19 protein-coding genes and 1 tRNA gene are annotated in these 20,774 nt (G+C 43.8%); 16 read left to right on the top strand and 4 right to left on the bottom strand.

The features are described 5' to 3' along the window. The first annotated feature begins 201 nt into the window (after positions 1–201). From IWT5_RS08740 to uvrA, 9 genes are all read left to right on the top strand, one after another. Positions 202–495, top strand: coding sequence for a PspC domain-containing protein (locus tag IWT5_RS08740; RefSeq protein ID WP_089109576.1), 294 nt, complete (start codon positions 202–204; stop codon positions 493–495). A 10-nt stretch (positions 496–505) separates the two neighbouring features. Next, on the top strand, positions 506–865 hold the full coding sequence (locus IWT5_RS08735; protein WP_089109575.1) for a phage holin family protein: 360 nt from the start codon (positions 506–508) through the stop codon (positions 863–865). Between the two features lie 202 nt (positions 866–1,067). Then, positions 1,068–2,006 (top strand): HPr(Ser) kinase/phosphatase, encoded by a 939-nt coding sequence (gene hprK, locus IWT5_RS08730; protein ID WP_089109656.1) that lies wholly within the window; start codon positions 1,068–1,070, stop codon positions 2,004–2,006. Positions 2,007–2,035: 29 nt separating this feature from the next. Next, positions 2,036–2,890, top strand: a complete 855-nt coding sequence (gene lgt / locus IWT5_RS08725) for a prolipoprotein diacylglyceryl transferase (protein ID WP_089109574.1) — start codon at positions 2,036–2,038, stop codon at positions 2,888–2,890. A 12-nt stretch (positions 2,891–2,902) separates the two neighbouring features. Next, positions 2,903–3,916, top strand: coding sequence for an NAD(P)H-dependent glycerol-3-phosphate dehydrogenase (locus IWT5_RS08720; RefSeq protein WP_089109573.1), 1,014 nt, complete (start codon positions 2,903–2,905; stop codon positions 3,914–3,916). A gap of 131 nt (positions 3,917–4,047) precedes the next feature. Continuing rightward, positions 4,048–4,992 carry a thioredoxin-disulfide reductase gene (gene trxB / locus IWT5_RS08715; protein WP_089109572.1) on the top strand — a complete coding sequence of 315 codons (945 nt, stop codon included), beginning with the start codon at positions 4,048–4,050 and terminating at the stop codon, positions 4,990–4,992. A 123-nt stretch (positions 4,993–5,115) separates the two neighbouring features. Beyond that, positions 5,116–5,640, top strand: coding sequence for a hypothetical protein (locus IWT5_RS08710; protein WP_089109571.1), 525 nt, complete (start codon positions 5,116–5,118; stop codon positions 5,638–5,640). A 169-nt stretch (positions 5,641–5,809) separates the two neighbouring features. Then, the gene (gene uvrB / locus IWT5_RS08705) at positions 5,810–7,816 is read left to right on the top strand and encodes an excinuclease ABC subunit UvrB (protein WP_089109570.1); all 2,007 of its coding nucleotides are present in this window, start codon (positions 5,810–5,812) and stop codon (positions 7,814–7,816) included. 17 nt (positions 7,817–7,833) lie between these two features. Then, entirely contained in the window at positions 7,834–10,692 is a 2,859-nt protein-coding gene (gene uvrA, locus IWT5_RS08700) for an excinuclease ABC subunit UvrA (protein ID WP_089109569.1), read from the top strand. Between the two features lie 66 nt (positions 10,693–10,758). Here uvrA and IWT5_RS08695 read toward each other — a convergent pair whose 3' ends face one another. Beyond that, the gene (locus IWT5_RS08695; protein ID WP_089109568.1) at positions 10,759–11,763 is read right to left on the bottom strand and encodes a YeiH family protein; all 1,005 of its coding nucleotides are present in this window, start codon (positions 11,761–11,763) and stop codon (positions 10,759–10,761) included. Positions 11,764–11,879: 116 nt separating this feature from the next. Between IWT5_RS08695 and IWT5_RS08690 the strand changes: the two genes are divergently transcribed. From IWT5_RS08690 to whiA, 5 genes are all read left to right on the top strand, one after another. Next, positions 11,880–12,701, top strand: coding sequence for a LysR family transcriptional regulator (locus tag IWT5_RS08690; RefSeq protein WP_089109567.1), 822 nt, complete (start codon positions 11,880–11,882; stop codon positions 12,699–12,701). Positions 12,702–12,788: 87 nt separating this feature from the next. Beyond that, complete coding sequence (locus IWT5_RS08685) at positions 12,789–13,325, top strand: HdeD family acid-resistance protein (RefSeq protein ID WP_089109566.1); 537 nt, start codon at positions 12,789–12,791, stop codon at positions 13,323–13,325. 145 nt (positions 13,326–13,470) lie between these two features. Further along, a complete protein-coding gene (gene rapZ, locus IWT5_RS08680) occupies positions 13,471–14,349 on the top strand; it encodes an RNase adapter RapZ (protein WP_089109565.1) in 879 nt (292 codons plus the stop codon). A gap of 5 nt (positions 14,350–14,354) precedes the next feature. Continuing rightward, the gene (gene mgfK / locus IWT5_RS08675) at positions 14,355–15,365 is read left to right on the top strand and encodes a gluconeogenesis morphogenetic factor MgfK (RefSeq protein WP_089109655.1); all 1,011 of its coding nucleotides are present in this window, start codon (positions 14,355–14,357) and stop codon (positions 15,363–15,365) included. Positions 15,366–15,370: 5 nt separating this feature from the next. Then, the gene (whiA, locus tag IWT5_RS08670; RefSeq protein ID WP_089109564.1) at positions 15,371–16,309 is read left to right on the top strand and encodes a DNA-binding protein WhiA; all 939 of its coding nucleotides are present in this window, start codon (positions 15,371–15,373) and stop codon (positions 16,307–16,309) included. A 97-nt stretch (positions 16,310–16,406) separates the two neighbouring features. On the opposite strand, the gene IWT5_RS08665 is transcribed toward whiA, so the two are convergent. Next, on the bottom strand, positions 16,407–17,774 hold the full coding sequence (locus IWT5_RS08665; protein ID WP_089109654.1) for an amino acid permease: 1,368 nt from the start codon (positions 17,772–17,774) through the stop codon (positions 16,407–16,409). Between the two features lie 129 nt (positions 17,775–17,903). On the opposite strand from IWT5_RS08665, the gene mmuM reads away from it, so the two are divergent. Beyond that, on the top strand, positions 17,904–18,824 hold the full coding sequence (gene mmuM, locus IWT5_RS08660; protein ID WP_089109563.1) for a homocysteine S-methyltransferase: 921 nt from the start codon (positions 17,904–17,906) through the stop codon (positions 18,822–18,824). A 48-nt stretch (positions 18,825–18,872) separates the two neighbouring features. On the opposite strand, the gene IWT5_RS08655 is transcribed toward mmuM, so the two are convergent. Beyond that, entirely contained in the window at positions 18,873–19,466 is a 594-nt protein-coding gene (locus IWT5_RS08655) for an ATP-dependent Clp protease proteolytic subunit (RefSeq protein ID WP_089109562.1), read from the bottom strand. 277 nt (positions 19,467–19,743) lie between these two features. Between IWT5_RS08655 and IWT5_RS08650 the strand changes: the two genes are divergently transcribed. Then, entirely contained in the window at positions 19,744–20,460 is a 717-nt protein-coding gene (locus IWT5_RS08650) for a sulfite exporter TauE/SafE family protein (protein WP_089109561.1), read from the top strand. A gap of 61 nt (positions 20,461–20,521) precedes the next feature. Here IWT5_RS08650 and IWT5_RS08645 read toward each other — a convergent pair. After that, a tRNA-Arg gene (locus IWT5_RS08645) sits at positions 20,522–20,593 on the bottom strand. Positions 20,594–20,774 lie beyond the last annotated feature (181 nt).

The following is a 20,774-nucleotide window of genomic DNA, read 5'->3' as shown; positions in this document are numbered from 1 at the left end:
TTCAGCTGAGTGGGTATAATGATTCTAGTAGCATAAAATGAGTTGCTTTTTAGGGCAAAAACTGAAAGGGCAACGTTTTCAGTCGTTAATGCTTTTTCATTTGCCCCATTTACGATAAGCTGTACAGCAAGTGATCCTGTTAAAAGGGGTCGTGCAGGTGACGTATTTGTAATTGGTAACCAGAAATGAGGTGATTCTTTGATGAATAGCAAACACCGACTAACACGCTCGTCTAGGCGAATATTTACCGGAGTACTTGGAGGAATTGCTGAGTATTTTGGCATCAGTGTCGCGTTGGTTCGTATTATTTTTGTTATCCTGACGATTTATCCAGGTCACATTTTATTTGGATTACTCGTTTACTTATTACTTACTGTGCTGATACCGGAAGATTCTGGTACAACGCACCACTCCACGTTCTGGGGGCCAGGACAGCAATCACGTTCTCGAAAAGAGCTTCATGACGTTACAGAAGAAGATGCTGATAAAAAGTGAGTTGCTGGATATGAAATTTTGGGTTCGAATTCTAATTAATGCAGTGCTATTTATGGCACTTGCGGGTTTTTTAAAGGAAAATTTTTACGTGGCTAGTCCTTGGGTCGCATTTTTAGCCAGCGTGGTTTTGTCACTTTTAAACGCTTTGGTAAAACCAATCCTGTTTATTTTATCCTTACCAATTACAGTGGTGACGTTAGGATTGTTTAGCATTGTCATCAATGGTGTTATGCTTCAGCTAACATCGACATTGGTTGGCAGTGACTTTCACTTCAGTTCATTTGGGATGGCGATGCTAGTTGCACTATTAATGTCAATTTGCAATACAATCATTTCAAACTACGTTGGTTCCAATCATAGTAGCGATTAAACGTTAAATATTACCCCCGCAGTTCTTGTTAAAACCAGCTTTGGAAAGAAGGGCAAACCACTACTGGCTGGTGTTAGCTAAACAGGTTTTAGGCAAGAATGAGTTTTAAGCGGCGGATGAATCATTTCCGATGGCTAACCGGGAAGCTAAAGCGACAGTCTTTAGTATTTGTGGATATGGTGTACCAGTAGTGGTCAATAATTTGGCAGAGAGTGTAACGGTTGCTGATTTAGTTAAAAATATTCGGCTTGATGTGATCTATGGTGATGATTTACTGGCTGATCGGAAGATTTCTACCAGTGATATTTCACGGCCAGGACTTGAATTAACGGGTTATTTTAACTATTATCCAGCTAAACGAATTCAATTATTGGGGATTACAGAAACTTCCTTTGCGAAGGGGATGAGTCACGATGATTTGCTGACAGTGATGCGGCAAATGTGTCAGCCAGAAACGCCCGCCTTCGTGATATCAACTCAACTTGAACCGCCGGAAGAGTTACTTCAAGCTGCTAAGGAAGCCGGAATTCCGATTCTGGGCACTAAAATGACGACTTCCAGAGTTTTGAGTAATATGACCAACTATCTTGAAGGTAAATTAGCCGAACGCCAGTCATTGCACGGTGTTTTAGTTGATATCTACGGTGTCGGCGTACTGATCACTGGTGATTCCGGAGTTGGTAAGAGTGAAACTGCCCTTGAGCTGGTTAAGCGTGGTCATCGGTTGATTGCGGATGATCGAGTGGAGGTCTACCAGCAGGATGAACAGACCCTGGTGGGAGAAGCACCAGCGATCTTATCCCATCTGCTAGAAATTCGGGGAATCGGCATTATCGATGTCATGAATTTATTTGGGGCAGGTGCCGTTAGAAGTGACACCGATATCGAACTGATCGTTCACCTTGAACTCTGGACGCCTGATAAGAAATTTGACCGGCTCGGCGGTGAGGCTGAAACGCAGAAAATCTTTGACGTTGAAATTCCGAAGATTTCAATTCCAGTTAAAACTGGACGTAACCTAGCCATCATCATTGAAGCGGCAGCGATGAACTTCCGGGCACGCTCAATGGGATATGATGCAACAAAGGTATTCGATGACAATTTAAACCGACTGATTAAGAAAAATTCGAAACATGAATAAATTTTTGTGAAAGTTAAGAGGTGGCACCCTTGCGGGGAATTCTTGCAGCACTAAATCCCATTGCCTTTCATTTGGGAGCAATTCAGGTACATTGGTACGGCATCATAATTGCCAGTGCCGTGATCATTGCGGTGACACTGGCAGTTCGTGAAGGCAGTCGCCGAAACGTTGACGCTGATGATATTTACGATATGATTTTGTGGGCACTACCCGCTGCAATCATTGCAGCGCGAATTTATTACGTGGCTTTTGAATGGCCATACTATGCACAGCATCCAGCCGAAATTATCCGGATTTGGGATGGCGGTATTGCTATTTACGGGTCGTTGATTGGTGCGGGTATCGTGGTATTACTGTTTTGCCGTTCCCGGTTTATTCCGGTTTGGTTAATGCTCGACATTGCAGCACCAACGGTTATCATGGCTCAGGGAATTGGCCGGTGGGGTAATTTTATGAACCAGGAAGCTTTTGGTCAAGTGACCAGTTTGAGCTTTCTTCAAGGGTTACATTTGCCCCACTTCATTATTTCTCAAATGCTGATAAATGGGGCCTATCGACAGCCGACATTTCTGTATGAATCCACTTGGGATATTTTAGGATTCATCGTTTTGATGAGCTTGCGGCACCGACCTGGCCTGTTTAAGCAAGGTGAAGTGTTTCTAAGCTACGTGATTTGGTACTCGTTTGGTCGATTCTTTGTTGAAGGGATGCGAACAGATAGTTTAATGCTGTTGAACACGATACGGGTTTCACAGCTGCTATCTGTGGTATTGTTCGTTGGCGCAATTGGACTCATTATTTATCGTCGACGGCTTGGCAGTCAGGTTGCTTTGTACTTGGACGGTAATCCATTTTCAAAAAAAGCCCAGCAGGCTAAAAATTAAGGAGAAATCACTATGTCTGAAAAAATTGCAGTATTAGGTGCAGGTTCTTGGGGAAGCATATTGGCAAATCTATTGGATGAAAACGGCAATCAGGTATCGCTTTGGTCGTATAATCCAGATCAGGTCAAAGAGCTAAATGAAAAGCATACTAATACGCATTATATAAAGGATTTTACGTATTCTGAAACCCTTATAGCCTATTCAGATTTAAAGCAGGCACTAACTGGTGCGACAACGGTCCTTTTTGTTGTTCCGACTAAAGCTGTCCGCTCTGTGGCAAGTGACGCTAAGGCGGTGTTAGCCGATCTGGGGACTAAGCCTCAGCTGATTCATGCTAGCAAAGGGATCGAACAGGGCACTTACAAACGGGTTTCTGAGATTTTGGCTGAAGAGATTCCGGCTGATTTACGGCAATCAATCACGGTGCTGTCAGGACCAAGTCATGCTGAAGATGTCGCTAAACGGGATATTACCTTAGTAACAGCTGCCAGTGCGGATGCGGAAGCGGCCAAACATACTCAAAAGTTGTTTATGAACCGTTATTTCCGTGTCTATACCAACAGTGACGTCATTGGCGTCGAAATCGCGGCGGCTCTGAAAAATATCATTGCGTTAGGGACGGGTGCGTTAAATGGTCTTGGTTATGGTGATAATGCAAAAGCAGCTTTGATGACCCGGGGCCTGGCTGAGATTTCACGGCTAGGGGCTTCCTTCGGCGCTAATCCACAAACGTTTACTGGACTAGCAGGTGTCGGCGACATTATCGTGACTGGGACGAGTCAAAATTCTCGTAACTACCGTGCCGGTGATGAGCTGGGTAAAGGCCAGACGTTGGACAAAGTTGTCGATACCATGGGGATGGTCATTGAAGGCGTTGCAACAACAAAAGCTGCTTATGAATTATCAAAGCAACGGGGTGTGGAGATGCCAATCACCGAAGCGATTTACCAAGTGCTATATGAAGGTAAGGATATTCGAAAAGCTATTTCTGACTTAATGATGCGTGAGGGCCGTTCAGAATTTTAAAAAGCTGCTTGTGTGCAATTTAAATTCTCGACAAACTTACAAAAAGATAGTAGACTGGGCTTCGTCTATAATTAATAAAATGAATCAAATTAATCAGTGTCGCACTTTTTGCGCTTGAAAGGGGAAGTAGTATGGCTAAACAATATGATGTGATCGTAATTGGGGCGGGGCCTGGCGGAATGACCGCTGCACTCTATGCCTCCCGTGCCAACTTATCCGTACTCATGTTAGACCGCGGCATTTATGGCGGTCAGATGAACAACACTGCGGCAATTGAAAATTATCCGGGCTTTTCTTCAGTCTTAGGGCCAGATTTAGCTGAAAACATGTATAAGGGTGCCACTCAGTTTGGCGCTGAATACGCTTATGGCAGTGTGGAATCCGTTGAAGATCATGGTGCAACCAAAGTTGTCACGACGGATACGGATACGTTTGAAGCCAAGGCCGTAGTCATTGCCACCGGATCGGAATATCGTAAATTAGGGGTTCCTGGTGAAGAAACCTATGGTGGCCGTGGTGTATCATATTGCGCGGTATGTGATGGTGCCTTCTTTAAGGGCCGTGAAGTGATTGTTGTTGGCGGTGGCGACTCAGCTGTAGAAGAGGGGCTTTACCTCACCCAGTTAGCTTCTAAAGTGACGGTTATTCACCGTCGAGATCAGTTGCGCGCCCAGAAGATCATTCAAGACCGAGCTTTTGCTAACGACAAAATGAACTTTGTTTGGAACAGCAACGTCGAAGAAATTCTTGGCGATGATCAAAAAGTGACTGGTGTTAAAGTTCGTAATAATCAAACTGGCGAAGAAACCACAATTGATGCCAGTGGTGTTTTCATCTACGTCGGTATCTTGCCGAAGACTGAGCAATTCGCTGGCTTGGGTATCACTGATGAGATGGGCTGGATTGAAACAAACGGCCAAATGGAAACTAAGGTTCCAGGAATCTTTGCCATTGGCGATGTTCGGGTCAAAGATCTGCGCCAGATTACAACCGCTGTTGGTGATGGTGGTATTGCCGGCCAACAAGTGTTTAAATACATTGAATCTCTGGCAGATAATGGTGCAGCCGTTAAATAAAGCATTTAAAAAATAGAATGGTCGTTGGCCATTCTATTTTTTTGTCATGAGATTATTTCATTAAATTAACGCTGAGTTACTATATAATAAAGTAGTAGTGTAAAACGAAAAGGGGAAACAGGTATGCAGACATTAGCCCAACAATTAACGCGTCAACTCCATTATGATGTTCGGGAGCTGACTCATGACGATGAGGATCAGATTTATGACTTACAGAAGCAGTACCAGGCTTATTTTGATTTATTTTTAGATCATAAACTAACTAAACGTGAAGCCGTTTCGGATTTAGATGAGGTTGCCAGCGAGGCAGCAGCGGCCCAGAAACATTATTTAGGATTATTTAAAGGCGATAAGCTGGTTGCCACCATTGATCTCACTATCGACTATCCGCTGCCTCAACTGGTTTGGCTAGGTCAATTTTTTGTTGATAAAACCGTTATTTCAACTGCTGAGCAGTCTCAGATCCTTAACCAAGTTTTGACTGTTCTCAAAGAACTGACAGCTGTTCAGGTACAGTTGCTCGTGCTAAAAGCCGATCAAGCTGGCTTAGATTTTTACGATCAGGCTCAATTTGAACGGCTGAGTGAAACCAGAACGCAAGTTGGCAAGACGTTTATGGATGCCATCATTTATCAAAAAACACTTTAGAAACTAGACGGGAGAATAGTTGTTGTAACAGCTTTTATTGTGTATATTGATTAGCCAATTCTTTCGTTGGCGAAAATACGTTCGCTATGTTAGAATAGACGAACGCATGTAGGAAGGCGATTGCTTTCCTATTTTTAACGTGGATTGAGTTTAAGGGGGTAAGCCATTTATGATTGAACGGCAGGAAAATCGTCAGTTTGACCTCGTTTCAAAGTATCAGCCTACAGGTGATCAGCCTGAAGCAATCAAGGAATTGACTCAGGGGATTGAAGCGGGCAAGAAGGCCCAAGTCCTGTTGGGTGCGACTGGAACTGGGAAAACGTTTACCATTTCCAATGTGATTAAAAACGTGAACAAACCGACGTTGATTTTATCTCATAATAAAACGCTGGCCGGGCAGCTTTATGGCGAGTTTAAGGAATTTTTTCCCAATAATGCCGTTGAGTACTTCGTCAGCTACTATGATTATTATCAACCTGAAGCTTACGTCCCCTCTAGTGACACTTATATTGAAAAAGATTCATCGATTAATGATGAGATCGATAAATTACGGCATTCCGCTACTAGTTCGTTGCTTGAACGTAACGATGTGATTGTCGTGGCTTCGGTGTCTTCTATTTTTGGTTTAGGGGATCCAACCGAGTATAAAAACCACACCGTGTCACTTCGGGTGGGGCAGCAAGTTGAACGAAATGACTTAATGCGCAAATTAGTGGATATTCAATTTGAACGCAACGATATTGATTTTCAACGTGGCCGCTTTCGGGTTCATGGCGATGTGGTAGAAATTTTCCCAGCATCACGTGATGAACGGGCACTACGAGTCGAATTCTTTGGCGATGAAATTGACCGAATCCGTGAAGTGGATGCGCTAACGGGTGAGATTATTGGTGATCGTGATCACGTTGCAATCTTCCCGGCAACCCACTTTATGACTAACGATGATATTATGGAGCACGCGATTACGGGGATTGAAGCTGAGTTGAAGGACCGGTTGGCCTATTTTGAAAAGGAAGGCAAGCTGCTCGAAGCACAGAGGCTTCAGCAGCGGACCACATACGATATTGAAATGTTGCGGGAAATGGGCTACACCAACGGAATTGAAAACTATTCTCGCTTTATGGATGGCCGTAAACCGGGTGAACCACCGTATACCTTACTAGATTTCTTCCCCAAAGATTTTTTGCTAGTCGTAGATGAATCCCACGTCACGATGCCACAAGTTCGGGGTATGTATAATGGTGACCGTTCACGGAAACAACAGCTGATCGATTACGGCTTTCGACTGCCCAGTGCGCTTGACAACCGGCCACTCAAACTAGATGAATTTGAAAAGCACGTTAATCAGGTCGTTTATATGTCTGCAACACCTGGTGATTATGAAATGGATCAGACGGATACGGTTGTTCAGCAGATTATTCGGCCAACTGGGCTGCTTGATCCAACCGTCGAAGTCCGACCAATCATGGGACAGATGGACGATTTAGTGGGTGAAATCAATAAACGAATCGACGCAAATGAACGGGTCTTTGTCACGACTTTAACCAAGAAAATGGCGGAGGATTTAAGTGAATATCTGAAGGACTTAGGCATCAAAGTTGCATATCTGCACAGTGATATTAAGACCTTGGAACGAACGCAAATTATTCGTGATTTACGTCTTGGCAAATATGACGTGCTGGTTGGGATTAACCTGTTACGTGAAGGAATCGATGTTCCAGAAGTTTCTTTAGTTGCTATTTTGGACGCAGATAAGGAAGGTTTCCTACGTAACGAACGGTCATTGATTCAAACGATGGGCCGAGCTGCCCGTAATGAACACGGTGCCGTTATTATGTACGCTGATACGGTGACTGATTCCATGAAAAAAGCGATGGATGAAACGGCGCGTCGGCGTCAGATCCAAATTGCTTATAACAAAGAACACGGCATTACGCCAAAGACAATCAAGAAAGATATTCGTGATTTGATTAGCGTAACGAAGCCGGATGAAAATGCTGGTAAGAAAGATGACTTTGTCGAAACTGACTTTGAATCAATGACGCTTGAGGAACAACATGATATGATCAAGCGTCTAGAAGATGAAATGCGCAGTGCGGCCAAGAAACTCGATTTCGAACACGCTGCAACGTTGCGTGATACGATTCTGGAATTGAAGACAGAGTTAGATGAGTAATAAGGGGGACATTGCTTTTGGCAAGCGATTATATTGATATTCATGGGGCAAGAGCCCATAACTTAAAGAACATAAACGTTAAGATTCCGAAAAATAAACTGGTTGTTGTGACTGGTTTATCGGGATCTGGCAAGAGTTCCCTGGCTTTTGATACATTGTATGCTGAAGGGCAGCGACGTTACGTCCAAAGCCTATCAGCTTATGCCCGTCAATTTTTAGGCCAAATGGATAAGCCGGATGTGGATTCAATTGATGGCCTTTCACCAGCAATTTCAATTGACCAAAAAACGACGTCGAAGAACCCCCGTTCAACGGTTGGAACTGTGACTGAGATTAACGACTATTTGCGGTTACTTTGGGCGCGAGTAGGGACACCCATTTGCCCAAACGATGGCACTGAAATCACCAGCCAATCCGTTGAGCAAATGGTAGATAAGGTACTTTCTTTGCCTGAACGGACAAAGTTACAAATTTTGTCACCAATTGTCCGTGAGAAAAAAGGGCAACATAAAAAAGTATTCGATAAAATCAAACGTGAGGGCTTTGTGCGGGTTCGTATCGACGGTGAGGTTCATGATGTTGATGAAGAACTCGATTTAAATAAAAATCAGATGCACTCAATTGATATTGTAGTTGACCGAATTGTGGTTAAAGATGGCATCCGCTCACGGCTTTTTGATTCATTTGAAGCAGCCTTGCGTTTGAGTGGTGGCTACGCTGTTGCCGATTTGATCGATGGCGAACCCATCATGTTTTCTGAACATTATGCCTGTCCAGTTTGTGGGTTTACAGTTGGAGAATTAGAACCGCGGCTGTTTTCTTTTAACGCCCCATTTGGTGCTTGTCCTGACTGTGACGGATTAGGTATGAAACTTGAAGTGGATCCGGATTTAATCGTGCCGGATGATACTAAAACATTACGTGAAGGTGCGCTGGCACCGTGGAATTCAAGTTCCAAATACTATCCAGAAATGTTACGTCAAGCCTGCGAACAAGCTGGTGTTGATATGGACACGCCATGGCAAAAATTGTCTGAAAAAGATCAGCAGTTTGTGCTCTATGGTTCCAAAGGCAAGTCATACCACTTTGTCTTAGACAGTGATTTCGGTGGTGTTCGTGAAACTGACGCGCCTTTTGAAGGGGTAATCAATAACGTTGAACGACGTTACCACAATGGTTCTGATTTTACTCAGGGGCAAATGCAGCAGTACTTTCGTGAATTGACCTGCCAGACTTGCCATGGCTACCGGTTAAATCGAAAAGCGCTAGCCGTAAAAATTGGTGGTCATCATATCGGGGAAATTTCTGATTTAGCAATTAGTAAGGAAATCCCGTTTTTTGAAAAATTACATTTCAGTGAACAAAATGAAACGATTGCTAAGCCAATCTTGAAGGAAATCAACGACCGGCTGACGTTCTTAGAGAACGTTGGCTTGGATTACTTGACGTTGAGTCGTTCTGCTCGGACCCTATCCGGCGGGGAAGCACAGCGAATCCGGTTAGCAACACAAATTGGCTCGAATTTATCCGGCGTGCTTTACATTTTAGATGAGCCGTCCATTGGGCTGCATCAGCGGGATAATGATCGTTTAATTGCATCCTTAAAAAAGATGCGTGATTTGGGTAACACCTTGATTGTCGTTGAACACGATGAAGATACCATGCTGGCTGCTGACTACTTAATTGATATTGGCCCGGGTGCTGGTGAGCATGGCGGCCATGTCATGGCTGCGGGAACGCCAAAACAGGTGACGAAGGTCAAAAAGTCGTTAACTGGTCAATACTTGTCAGGTAAGAAATTCGTGCCCGTACCAACTGAACGCAGCAAAGGTAATGGTAAAAAAATTCGGATTACCGGTGCCGCTGAGAATAACCTAAAAGATATTACTGTTGATTTTCCCCTGGGAGAATTTGTAGTGGTGACTGGGGTTTCGGGTTCAGGTAAATCAACGCTGGTAAACACGATTTTGAAGCGGGTTCTAGCGCAAAAAATCAATCATAATTCTGAAAAGCCTGGGAAGTACAAGTCCGTTAGTGGTATTAAGAATATTGAGAAGATCATCAACATTGACCAAAGCCCGATCGGCCGAACACCACGTAGTAACCCGGCAACTTATACGGGCGTTTTCGATGATATTCGTGGACTGTTTGCTCAAACGACTGAAGCTAAGTTGCGAGGCTATCAAAAAGGTCGGTTTAGCTTCAATATTAAGGGTGGCCGTTGCGAAGCTTGCCACGGTGACGGTATTTTAAAGATTGAAATGAACTTTTTACCGGACGTTTACGTGCCCTGTGAAGTTTGTCATGGCAGTCGCTATAACTCTGAAACGCTTGAAGTGGAGTATAAGGGAAAGAACATTGCGGATGTTTTGAACATGACGGTGGATCAAGCACTGGACTTCTTCAGTGCTATTCCAAAGATCACCCGTAAGCTCCAAACGATTCACGATGTGGGCCTTGGCTACGTGACGATGGGGCAATCTGCAACCACTTTATCCGGTGGGGAAGCACAACGAATGAAGTTAGCTGCCGAACTGCAAAAGAAAGCAGATGGCAAAAACTTCTACATTCTTGATGAACCAACGACCGGTCTGCATACGGATGACATCAAGCGATTATTAGACGTTTTGCATCGACTGGTTGATAAGGGTAATACTGTTTTAATTATTGAACATAATCTAGATGTTATTAAAACGGCTGATTACTTGATCGATTTAGGCCCAGAAGGCGGTGACGGTGGTGGCCAAGTGGTCGCTACCGGGACACCAGAGCAAATTGCTCAGGTCAAAGAAAGTTATACTGGACAATACCTGGGTCCAATTTTGGAACGGGATAAAAAACGAATGGCAGAAGCACAACGTTCTAAGGCTAAATAATCCTGATTGATATTGAGAGTAATAAAGCACCCCAGAATTGAAATTCTGGAGTGCTTTTAATTTGGGCTAAAGTAGAATAGTAATTAAGATTAACGCACTAGCAACTTGAATAATCAGTAAACCGCCGCCGTATAGCGCCAGTTTCTTACCGGCTTTAACGAAGGCCGCAAAGTTTAATCGCAAACCAATTGCGGCTAACGCAGTGACTTCGCACCAACCTGATAGGCCATGAGCCAGACCAGAGATAGCAGGATTGAAATGTAACCACGAGTTCAATGTGCAAAGGACCACGAACCCAATAACGTACCAAGGAAGTGCTCTTTTCCAACTATTTGAGACTGTTGATTCAACACCCTTTGCTGATTGGTTATGTTGGTGGATGCGACTGAAAATCACAACCACGGCTACTAGCATGATGATCCGCAAAATTTTAAACAGCGTTGCGTAGGTGGTTGTTGGCTGATTAACCATGGTGGCACTGGCAATCACTTGGCCCACTGATTGAACAGTTCCGCCAATTAGTGCGCCCCGCAGGAAGTTATTGTGGTGGAAGGCTAATAAACTAATGACTGGCAGTGTCAGCATCAGAATCGTTCCCATGAGATTGACCAGCGTAACGGCTAACCTTTTTTCTTCATCCTTAGCTTCAATGGCAGGGGTGATTGCGGCGATGGCTGATGAACCACACACTGCGTTGCCACCGGCCATGAGCAAGGTCATTCCCTCTGAAAAGTGGAGTAGTTTTCCTAGTAATAACGCACCGCAAATCGTGATGGTCATTTGCAATAAAATGAAGCCAACACCGGTGAAATGCAGTTCACGAATCGTTTGGAAGGTGATAGTGGCACCCAGTAGTAGGACTGAATATTCTAATAGCCGTTTTTCCGACCACGCGGTTCCGGCTTGCCACATAGGTTGGCGAATAATGGTGTTACCAAGGGCAATACCAATTAACAGCGCAACGGTTGGCGCACCGATTCCCTTGATGAGAGTTGAATTGATCAACTGACTGATAATGGCAATAATAAAACTCAAAATGAGTCCCGGTAAGACTGCCCGTTCTGGTTTCATAATGATACTTCCTCTCTTATTAATACTTGTTGAAGTATACAGAAGTTGGTATCATTAATAAAATATCAATTGGTAATAGTTTTAATTAAAAATACTAATAACAGGGGAGTGTGCGCATGGATAAACTATTGATGACTTTTATGGCGGTCTATGAAACCCGGAATTTTTCCTTGGCGGCCAAGCAGTTGTTTATTTCCCAACCCAGCGTTTCTGTTCAGATCAATCAGCTAGAAAAACAGCTGGGTGTCAGTCTGTTTGACCGCAGTCGACACCGACAGGTTCAACCAACGCCGGCTGCTGCTAAACTTTACCAGACCGCAGAGCAGTTGCAGCGCACGTGGAATCAGGGCTTCGAGCAATTGAAGCAGTCTGTTGAACGGCCACAGATTAAGGCGATACTGGGCTTCTCGCAGACCACATCGGTAGAATTATTGCCAAGGGTGATTGAGACACTTTTAGCGGATGCCCGCTTTCAGTTTGAAATTCGAACCATGAATTCTGAAAGTATTCTTCAAGCTGTTGTTGATCGGCAAGTCGCATATGGCATCATTGAAAAGCCAATCGTAGCGGATTACATTTTGCAAACAGAATTACCAGGAGATCGGCTGGTCCTAGCAGGTAAAAACGATGCAACTCTTTGGTTGCTGCGTGAACCGGGTTCCGGCGTGCGACATTATACTGAAGCCTATTTACATGAACAGGGTATCGTGCCGCAAAAAACATTGGTGGTAGACAGTAATCAAAGCATTATTGGGCTGTTGACTAACGGTATCGGCAGAACACTGATGTCTGAAGGAATCCTGCCAGATCAAGTTAATCGGCAGCCATTAGGCGAACAGTATCACCGACATTTTTATTTGATTGGGTTAGATCAGCAGCCTAATATTTCGCTGGCAGATCTAAGGGCGGTGCTGGTTGATGCAATGTTGCAACACTAACTGGCTGATGATTTATTGGTTGCCCTAGGCTAGCATAATCGCTATGATTGATGTAGATAAAACAGTTTAAAGAGTGGGAGTGAGCCTATGTTTAGTATGCGACCTCAATGGGGGTTTGATTGGCACGAATTAATTACGGGGGTTCTTAGTTTAGTTGCAGCTTATGTGGTAGTTGGTATGCCACGGGTCAGTTTAACCGCTATGGTAGTCATTTTGGGCTTTCTAGCGATACTGAGTGGCCTGACCACGTTATCAGGTGTTAGTAAGTTACGTGATTTTGTTGGAAACTGGGCTAATGCAGCACTGATTTTCGCCGTGGTTGATTTACTGATTGGCCTGTTCTTCATCATTAAACCAAGCAGCGGGATAGTCGTACTGGGTTACGTTGTTGCGTTTTGGTTTATTATCGATTCAGTGGAAAGGCTGGCAGTCGTTAGTCATCTACGTGATTTCGGCAACGGCTATTTTATTGCTTCTATTATTCTGGATGTCTTGTCGTTATTGCTGGGCATCATGTTATTAATTGAACCAATGATTGCCATGCTATCCATTACTTGGCTGATTGGGTTCTACCTGGTCGTATTTGGAATAAACGCAATTGTGTTGGCATTTGCAAGACGTTAACGGTTATTTTTTAAAATGAGTGGATAACTGCTGGTGACGCTGAGCCATCGGCAGTTATTTTTAATAAAACACCCGGTTGAAATTAGTAATGACACGCCTGGTGTGTTAGAATGTTTAAATGATTGATTTGATGGGAGATAGAGCTATGGAAAATGATGTGCAACTGGTCATTATTTCTGGTATGAGCGGTGCTGGTAAAACAGTCGCCATGCAGGCCTTTGAAGACCTGGGATATTTTTGTATCGACAATATGCCGCCTTCGTTAATGAATAAGTTCTGGGAACTGGTTCGCGAAACCGGTAAAATCAAAAAAGTTGCTGTTGTGATCGATTTACGGGCAAAGGCATTTTATGATGAAATTGTGCATATGACCGATGATATTTCAACTTTAAATCAATCGGACGCAGCCCAAATTGTCTTTTTGGACGCCGATGATGAAACCTTGGTTTCACGTTATAAGGAAACTCGGCGGTCCCATCCCTTGGCCCGTAACGGCAGGGTGGTAGACGGCATTAAGGCAGAACGGAAGTTATTAGCGCCACTTAAGCAAGCTGCCCAGTTAGTGATTAATACGACGCAATTATCACCACGCAAACTACGTGAAGAAATTTTTCACACGTTTGAGGCTGGCGATATCGAAAAATTCCATGTGGAAGTCATGTCGTTTGGCTTTAAATACGGGTTACCCATTGATGCTGATATTGTGATGGACGTCCGGTTCTTGCCTAATCCGTACTATCGGCCTGAACTTAAAAATCTGACAGGTCTGGATCAGCCGGTCTACGATTATGTCATGAAGCAGCCTGAGACCGAAGCCTTCTATAAGCAATTCTTAGGTTTACTAGAATCGATTATGCCAGGCTATAAGCGGGAAGGTAAAAATAATTTAACCATAGCGATCGGTTGTACTGGTGGTCAACACCGGTCAGTCGCGCTGGCGGAGCGGCTTGGAAATGCGCTGGGTGAAAAGTACCCAGTACATATTTCTCACCGCGATATTTCTAAGCGAAAGGAATCAAACTAATTATGATGATGGAAGAACGACGGCGACCCAAAATCGTTGTGATGGGCGGAGGCACTGGCCTACCAGTCATCCTGCGTAATTTAAAGGGGCGCGACGTGGACATCACTGCTGTGGTTACCGTAGCAGATGATGGCGGCTCATCTGGCATTATTCGCAATTATGTGAACGTTGTGCCACCTGGAGATATTCGAAACGTAGTCGTTTCCTTGTCTCAGCTCTCACCACTCGTGTTACAGCTATTCCAGTACCGGTTTGATAGTACAGATCAGTTCTTTGCTGGACATGCGTTAGGTAATTTAGTCATTGCGGCACTATCAGAAATGAAAAATGGGATTTTTGATGCCGTTCAAGAGTTATGCGATATTATGCAAGTTGACGGTCATATTTACCCAGCTGCGAACGAACCGTTAGAACTGAATGCTGAATTCTCTGACGGAACCACCATGACCGGTGAGTCAGAAATTACAGCAGCTCATAAACTCATTAAGCACGTTTGGGTCACTTCAAGCAATCACAAGGACGTTGCGCCGCAAGCGGTGGATAAAGTAATCGATGCAATTATGAATGCTGATCAAATCGTTTTGGGGCCAGGGAGTCTGTTTACCAGTATTTTACCGAACTTAATGATTAGTAATGTCGGCGATGCGCTTCGAAAGACGCAGGCGGAAGTCGTTTATATTTGCAATATTATGACGCAAAAAGGTGAAACTGAAAAGTTTACCGATGCGGATCACGTTCGCGTTTTAAATCAGCATTTAAAGCAAAATGTCATCAATACAGTTTTAGTTAATACGCAAAAAGTGCCGGATGAATACATCGATTATCAACGTTGGAACGAAATGTCTAGGCAAGTTGAACATGATTTTCATGGTCTACGAGAACAGGGCTGTCGCGTGATTTCTGCCGATTTCTTGGAGCTACGGGATAACGGTGCCTTTCATAACGGCGAACTGGTAGTTAACGAACTGATGAACCTGTTAGGGCAGGTCACTTCGAGGTTTGCTGAGGGGAGGTAGTGCCAATGTCATTTGCCAGTGAAGTTAAAAAAGAGCTGACAACGCTAGAAGTTCACCGGGATAATGCTAAGGCTGAACTCATTGCGTTGATTCGGATGAATGGTTCTATTGCCATTTCCAATCACCATTTTGTGCTTAATATTCAAACGGAGAATCCCGCCATTTCGCGTCGTATTTATCAGCTGCTGAAGCAGTTTTACGATGTGGAAAGTGAATTAATGGTTCGCCGTAAAATGAAATTAAAGAAAAATAATCTTTATATTGTTCGGGTTAATGAAGGGACAGAAAAAGTCCTTGCTGACTTGGGCATCTTTAAAGATGGGCAGTTAACTGAAAAGGTATCCCCAGAACTGCTTAAAAATGATGGTCAAGTGCGTTCCTATTTACGGGGAGCTTTCCTGGCTGGGGGATCAGTGAACAATCCTGAGACGTCCCGCTATCACTTGGAGATTTATTCTGTCTACGAAGATCATAATCAGATGATTGCAGACATGATCAATCAATTTGAGCTAAATGCCCGGACGACAGCCCGACGTGGTGGCTTTATTACTTACCTCAAAGAGGGGGAGCGAATCGCCGATTTCCTTTCCCTGATTGGAGCTACCAGTGCCATGCTTAAGTTTGAAGATGTTCGAATCATGCGTGATATGCGTAATTCGGTCAACCGGTTGGTTAACTGTGAGAACGCAAATATGGATAAGGTTGCTAATGCTTCCAGTAAACAAATTGAAAACATTGTTTTTATTCAATCCACGGTTGGTCTTGATCAGCTGCCACCAAAGTTACGTGAGGTGGCTGAGATTCGTTTAGCTAATCGTGAAGTGAGCTTAAAAGAGTTGGGTGCAATGCTGCCTAGCGGTTCCATTTCGAAATCGGGGATCAACCACCGGTTACGGAAGATCAGTGACTTTGCTGATAGTCTTCGGACGGCCAAAGTCGTTTAGAAACGGTTGTCATACTATGTAAAAACAGCGCTTCGTGAAATCCAAACGGGATTTTCCGAAGCGCTGTTTTGTATCGATTTGTGGTGCTGACTTCAAATTAAAGTGATTTTTCCTTAACACAGGCACGGTGTTTTGCCCAAGCCTTTTTACCATAATAGACGGCATAACATAGAGCTAAAAAAGGAACCATGTAGAATAGCGCTGGGCGTTGAGTTGGATCAAATACGATCAGGACACACGATAGCAGGCTCATAATAAAAGCAATCCAAGGGACTACTGGATACCAGGGGGTTTTGAATTTTAATTCGGCGGTCGTGTGGCCATCTTTGAGCCATTGCTTTCTAAAATTAATTTCGGATAACGCAATCGCCATCCACACGATAACTACGGCTAATCCAGAAATTGAAACCAGGACAAGATAAACGGTTGAAGCCGCAACAACACTAGATATTAATGCTAGGATACCACCGATCATACTCAGACAAAGTGCTAGCATGGGAACGCCACGTTGGTTTGTTTGAGCGACCCTAACGGAAATTGTCCCTTCGTTAGCTAACGACCACAGCATTCTGGTTGAAGCATACAAGCCTGAATTAGCAGCTGATAAAATCGCGGTCAAAACAACAAAGTTCATCAAATCACCTGCGAATGGTAAACCAATACTGTTGAAGACCAAGACGAACGGGCTTTGATTGACGCCGGCCTTTTGCCATGGAATGAGTGCCGACATAACTGTGATACTGCCAATAAAGAAGATGATGAGCCGAAATAGGGTTGTGTGAATCGCCTTAGGCAGAGTGATATCAGGGTCCTTAGTTTCGCCGGCAGTAACGCCAATCAATTCCGTCCCAGAGAAGGCAAAATTAACGGTCAGCATGGTGGTAAAGACCGCTTTAAAACCGTTTGGGAACAGACCATCTTTGAAGAGGTTAGCAAAGTAGGGTGCGTGCTGATAGCCTTTAATGTGAAGGAGGCCAAAGATTGCGAGGCCACCTAAAATGATAAACAGAATAATGGCAACGACTTTGATGCTGGAAAACCAAAATTCAGTGTTAGCAAAGAATTTAACGGATAAGACATTGGATGAGAAAATAACGATCATGAAGAGGGCGCTCCAGATCCACGTGGGCGAGTGCGGAAACCACTTACTCATGATGAGGCCAGCTGCGGTGAATTCTGAGCCTAACGCTACAGTCCACGTCAGCCAGTATAAAATGGCAACGGTAAATCCGGTGCCATGGCCAATAAACCGGTCAGCATAGACGTGAAAGGACCCCGTTTGTGGCATAGCAACTGATAATTCTCCTAAACACAGCATGACAAGATACACCACAATGGCACCAATCCCGTATGCTAAAATTGTCCCAACTGGACCCGCTTCGTGAATGGTATAACCGGAACTTAGAAACAGGCCGGTACCAATAACGCCGCCCAATGAGATCATAAACAAATGGCGTGACGTCATTTTGCGTTCTAAGGTTGTATGTGTTTTTTTCTCCAAATAATGACACCTCCATAATTGCAAATCAACGAGAATTAGAATACCATTAAAAATTATGAGAATGCAAGTTGAAATGTGAGAGGAATATGATAAATGGAAAGAATAGATTTTGATCAGCCACTCGTGGTTGATGGTGCGATGGCAACTGAGCTTGAAAAACTTGGCGTTAAAACGGATACCGAATTGTGGTCAGCTATGGCGTTAATTCACGATCCTCAAGCAGTGGTGGCAGTACATAAACGTTATTTTGAGGTCGGCGCAAACGTGGCTATCACTGATAGTTATCAAGCTAACGTACCAGCGTTTGAAGCTGCTGGCCTCACGCCTGCTGAAGGCCGTCGGTTAATTACGGAATCGGTAAAATTAGCACAGCAGGCTCGGGACACATACCTAGCGGCCACAAAAACGAAAAGGCCGCTATGGATTGCGGGTAGTGTTGGGCCTTACGGTGCCTACTTGGCTGACGGCAGTGAGTACACTGGAAACTATCAGTTAAGCCGACAACAGTACCAGAATTTTCACCGGGAACGGATGCAGTTATTAGCAGCTGCTGGTGTGGACCTGTTTGCGTTTGAAACGCAGCCCAACTTTGAAGAGGCAAAAGCACTAGTCGCCCTATTAGAGAATGAATTTTCAACATTGCCTGCGTGGGTTTCCTTTAGTGTGGATCAACAGGGACGACTTTGTGATGGAACCTCTTTGAGTAAAGCGGTGGCTTACTTTGAAGATCACCCGCAAGTGGTTGCAATTGGTGTTAACTGTACGGCGATGACTAACATTGAAAAACGAGTTAAAACGGTTGCAACTGTGACCACAAAACCCATCGTTGTCTACCCTAATAATGGTGATACTTATGACCCGGCTTCCAAGACGTGGCAGGTGAATCCAGCTGCACCAACGTTTAGTGAATTAGTTCCCAAGTGGCTTGCAGCAGGCGCTAGTTTAATTGGTGGCTGTTGTCGAACCACACCTGAAGATATTCAGCAAGTTGCCAAAGTGATGTTAAAACACTAAAAAAAGACGAACCCGTTAGGTTCGTCTTTTTATGATGCTGTGTAAATATTATTTACGGTCCTTTGAACTGGTCATGATTGAATCAATCAAACCATAATCAACAGCTTCTTGAGCGGTTAAGTAGTGGTCACGTTCAGTATCAGTGTTAACCCGTTCAATTGGTTGACCCGAGTTTTCTGATAAGATTTCGTTGATCATCTTACGAGCTTTTAGAATTTCTTCAGCCGCAATTTCAATTTCAGTTTGTTGACCTTGAGCACCACCAGATGGTTGGTGAATCAAAACTTGTGAGTGTGGTAATGCGAAACGCTTACCTTTAGTACCAGAAGAAGCCAAGACACTGGCCATTGATGCAGCCATCCCAGTAACAATGGTTTGGACATCAGACTGGATAAAGTTCATGGTATCGTAGATTGCCATACCAGAAGTGATTACACCACCGGGAGAGTTGATGTAAAGGTAAATATCTTTTGTTGAATCTTGTGCATCCAGGAACAACAGTTGAGCGATAATTGCGTTTGCCATATCGTCTTCAATCGGACCGGAAAGCATGATAATTCTATCCTTTAATAGGCGAGAGTAAATATCATAAGCACGTTCGCCGCGGGAAGATTGTTCAATAACCGTTGGGACTAAGTTCATAGCTTTGCAGCCTCCTTATGATCTATAGTGGATTAGTCTGTTTGACTAACTGATGTGTAGTTTAACCTAAAGGTCAAAAAAGGTCAAACAAAATCACTTCGTTGGTAAAACACATCATATTAGCTTTAACACCAAAGATTAGAATAACATATTTTGGCAGGAGATACTGTTTGAATGCCCGTTAAATTATACCTTTACTAGTATGTTGCTAGCATTGACTCTTACTAAAGAAATTATCATACTAGATGTAAATCTGGTGTTTCACAGGGGGATACTTATGACGTGGCTATTAATTATTTTTCCGGCCTTACTTGCTGGCTTGATACAAGGATTGACAGGTTTCGGTGCCGTCATTATTATGATGATCTTTTTTCCGTCGATTTTACCGATGGCGCAGGCTGCCGGAATTGGCGGCATCATCATGTTTTCAAGCGAAATTGCGTTATCGATGCATTACCGTCATGACTTTAAATTAAAACGGGTTTTGCCAGCAATGATTATCTACGCTGCAGTCGCAACTTGGTCCGTTCAGTTGGGTAAAGTATTGGATACTCACGTACTGCGGTTAATGTTAGGCACGTTACTGATCGTGCTGTGCATCTATTTCCTAAGCTCAAAAAAAGCTGGCAGTCGCCGGTATCCGTGGTATGTTGCACTACTGTTCATGGTGGTTTCTGGTTTTTTCAGTGGGTTATTCGGGATCGGGGGTCCGCTGATGGCACTTTATTTTTTGTCACTGGCGAAGTCAATGCCTGAATACCTTGCTAATCTCCAAGGCTTTTTCCTGCTGGACTCGATTTATATTACCAGCGTACGGGCAGTTAGCGGTATTTTAGGGACCCAGGAGATACCATACATATTAGTGGGAATGTTAGCTGCCTCAGTTGGAACGATGATTGCTGCTCGACTGTCCAGTAAGTGGGATTTGGCCACCATCAAGCCATGGATTTACCGGTTTATCGGTGTAGCTGGATTTTATTACTTGTTATTTTAATTTGTTGGTAAAAAAACAGGACACCCAATAAGGGAATCCTGTTTTTTGTACCATTAGATTATGCGCCCGGAGGGAATCGAACCCCCATTTCAAGAACCGGAATCTTACGTGCGATCCATTACACTACGGGCGCATATTTCCTTTTCAACACTAGAATACTATACTCGAATTTGCATATAAATACAAGAGGAAATCTCAGAATTGAGGTGAAGGATGATCTGAAATAATTTTTTTAAGTCAGTTTGCATTTAACGGACTGCCCTGCTATAATCTCAAATGTGGGTAACGATAAGTACCCATTAATTTTTGGCCCG

The organism is Secundilactobacillus mixtipabuli (assembly GCF_002217925.1).
GTDB classification, from domain to species: Bacteria; Bacillota; Bacilli; order Lactobacillales; family Lactobacillaceae; genus Secundilactobacillus; species Secundilactobacillus mixtipabuli.
Note: the sequence above shows the minus strand (reverse complement) of the source record. Positions and strands in the feature narration are given on the sequence as shown.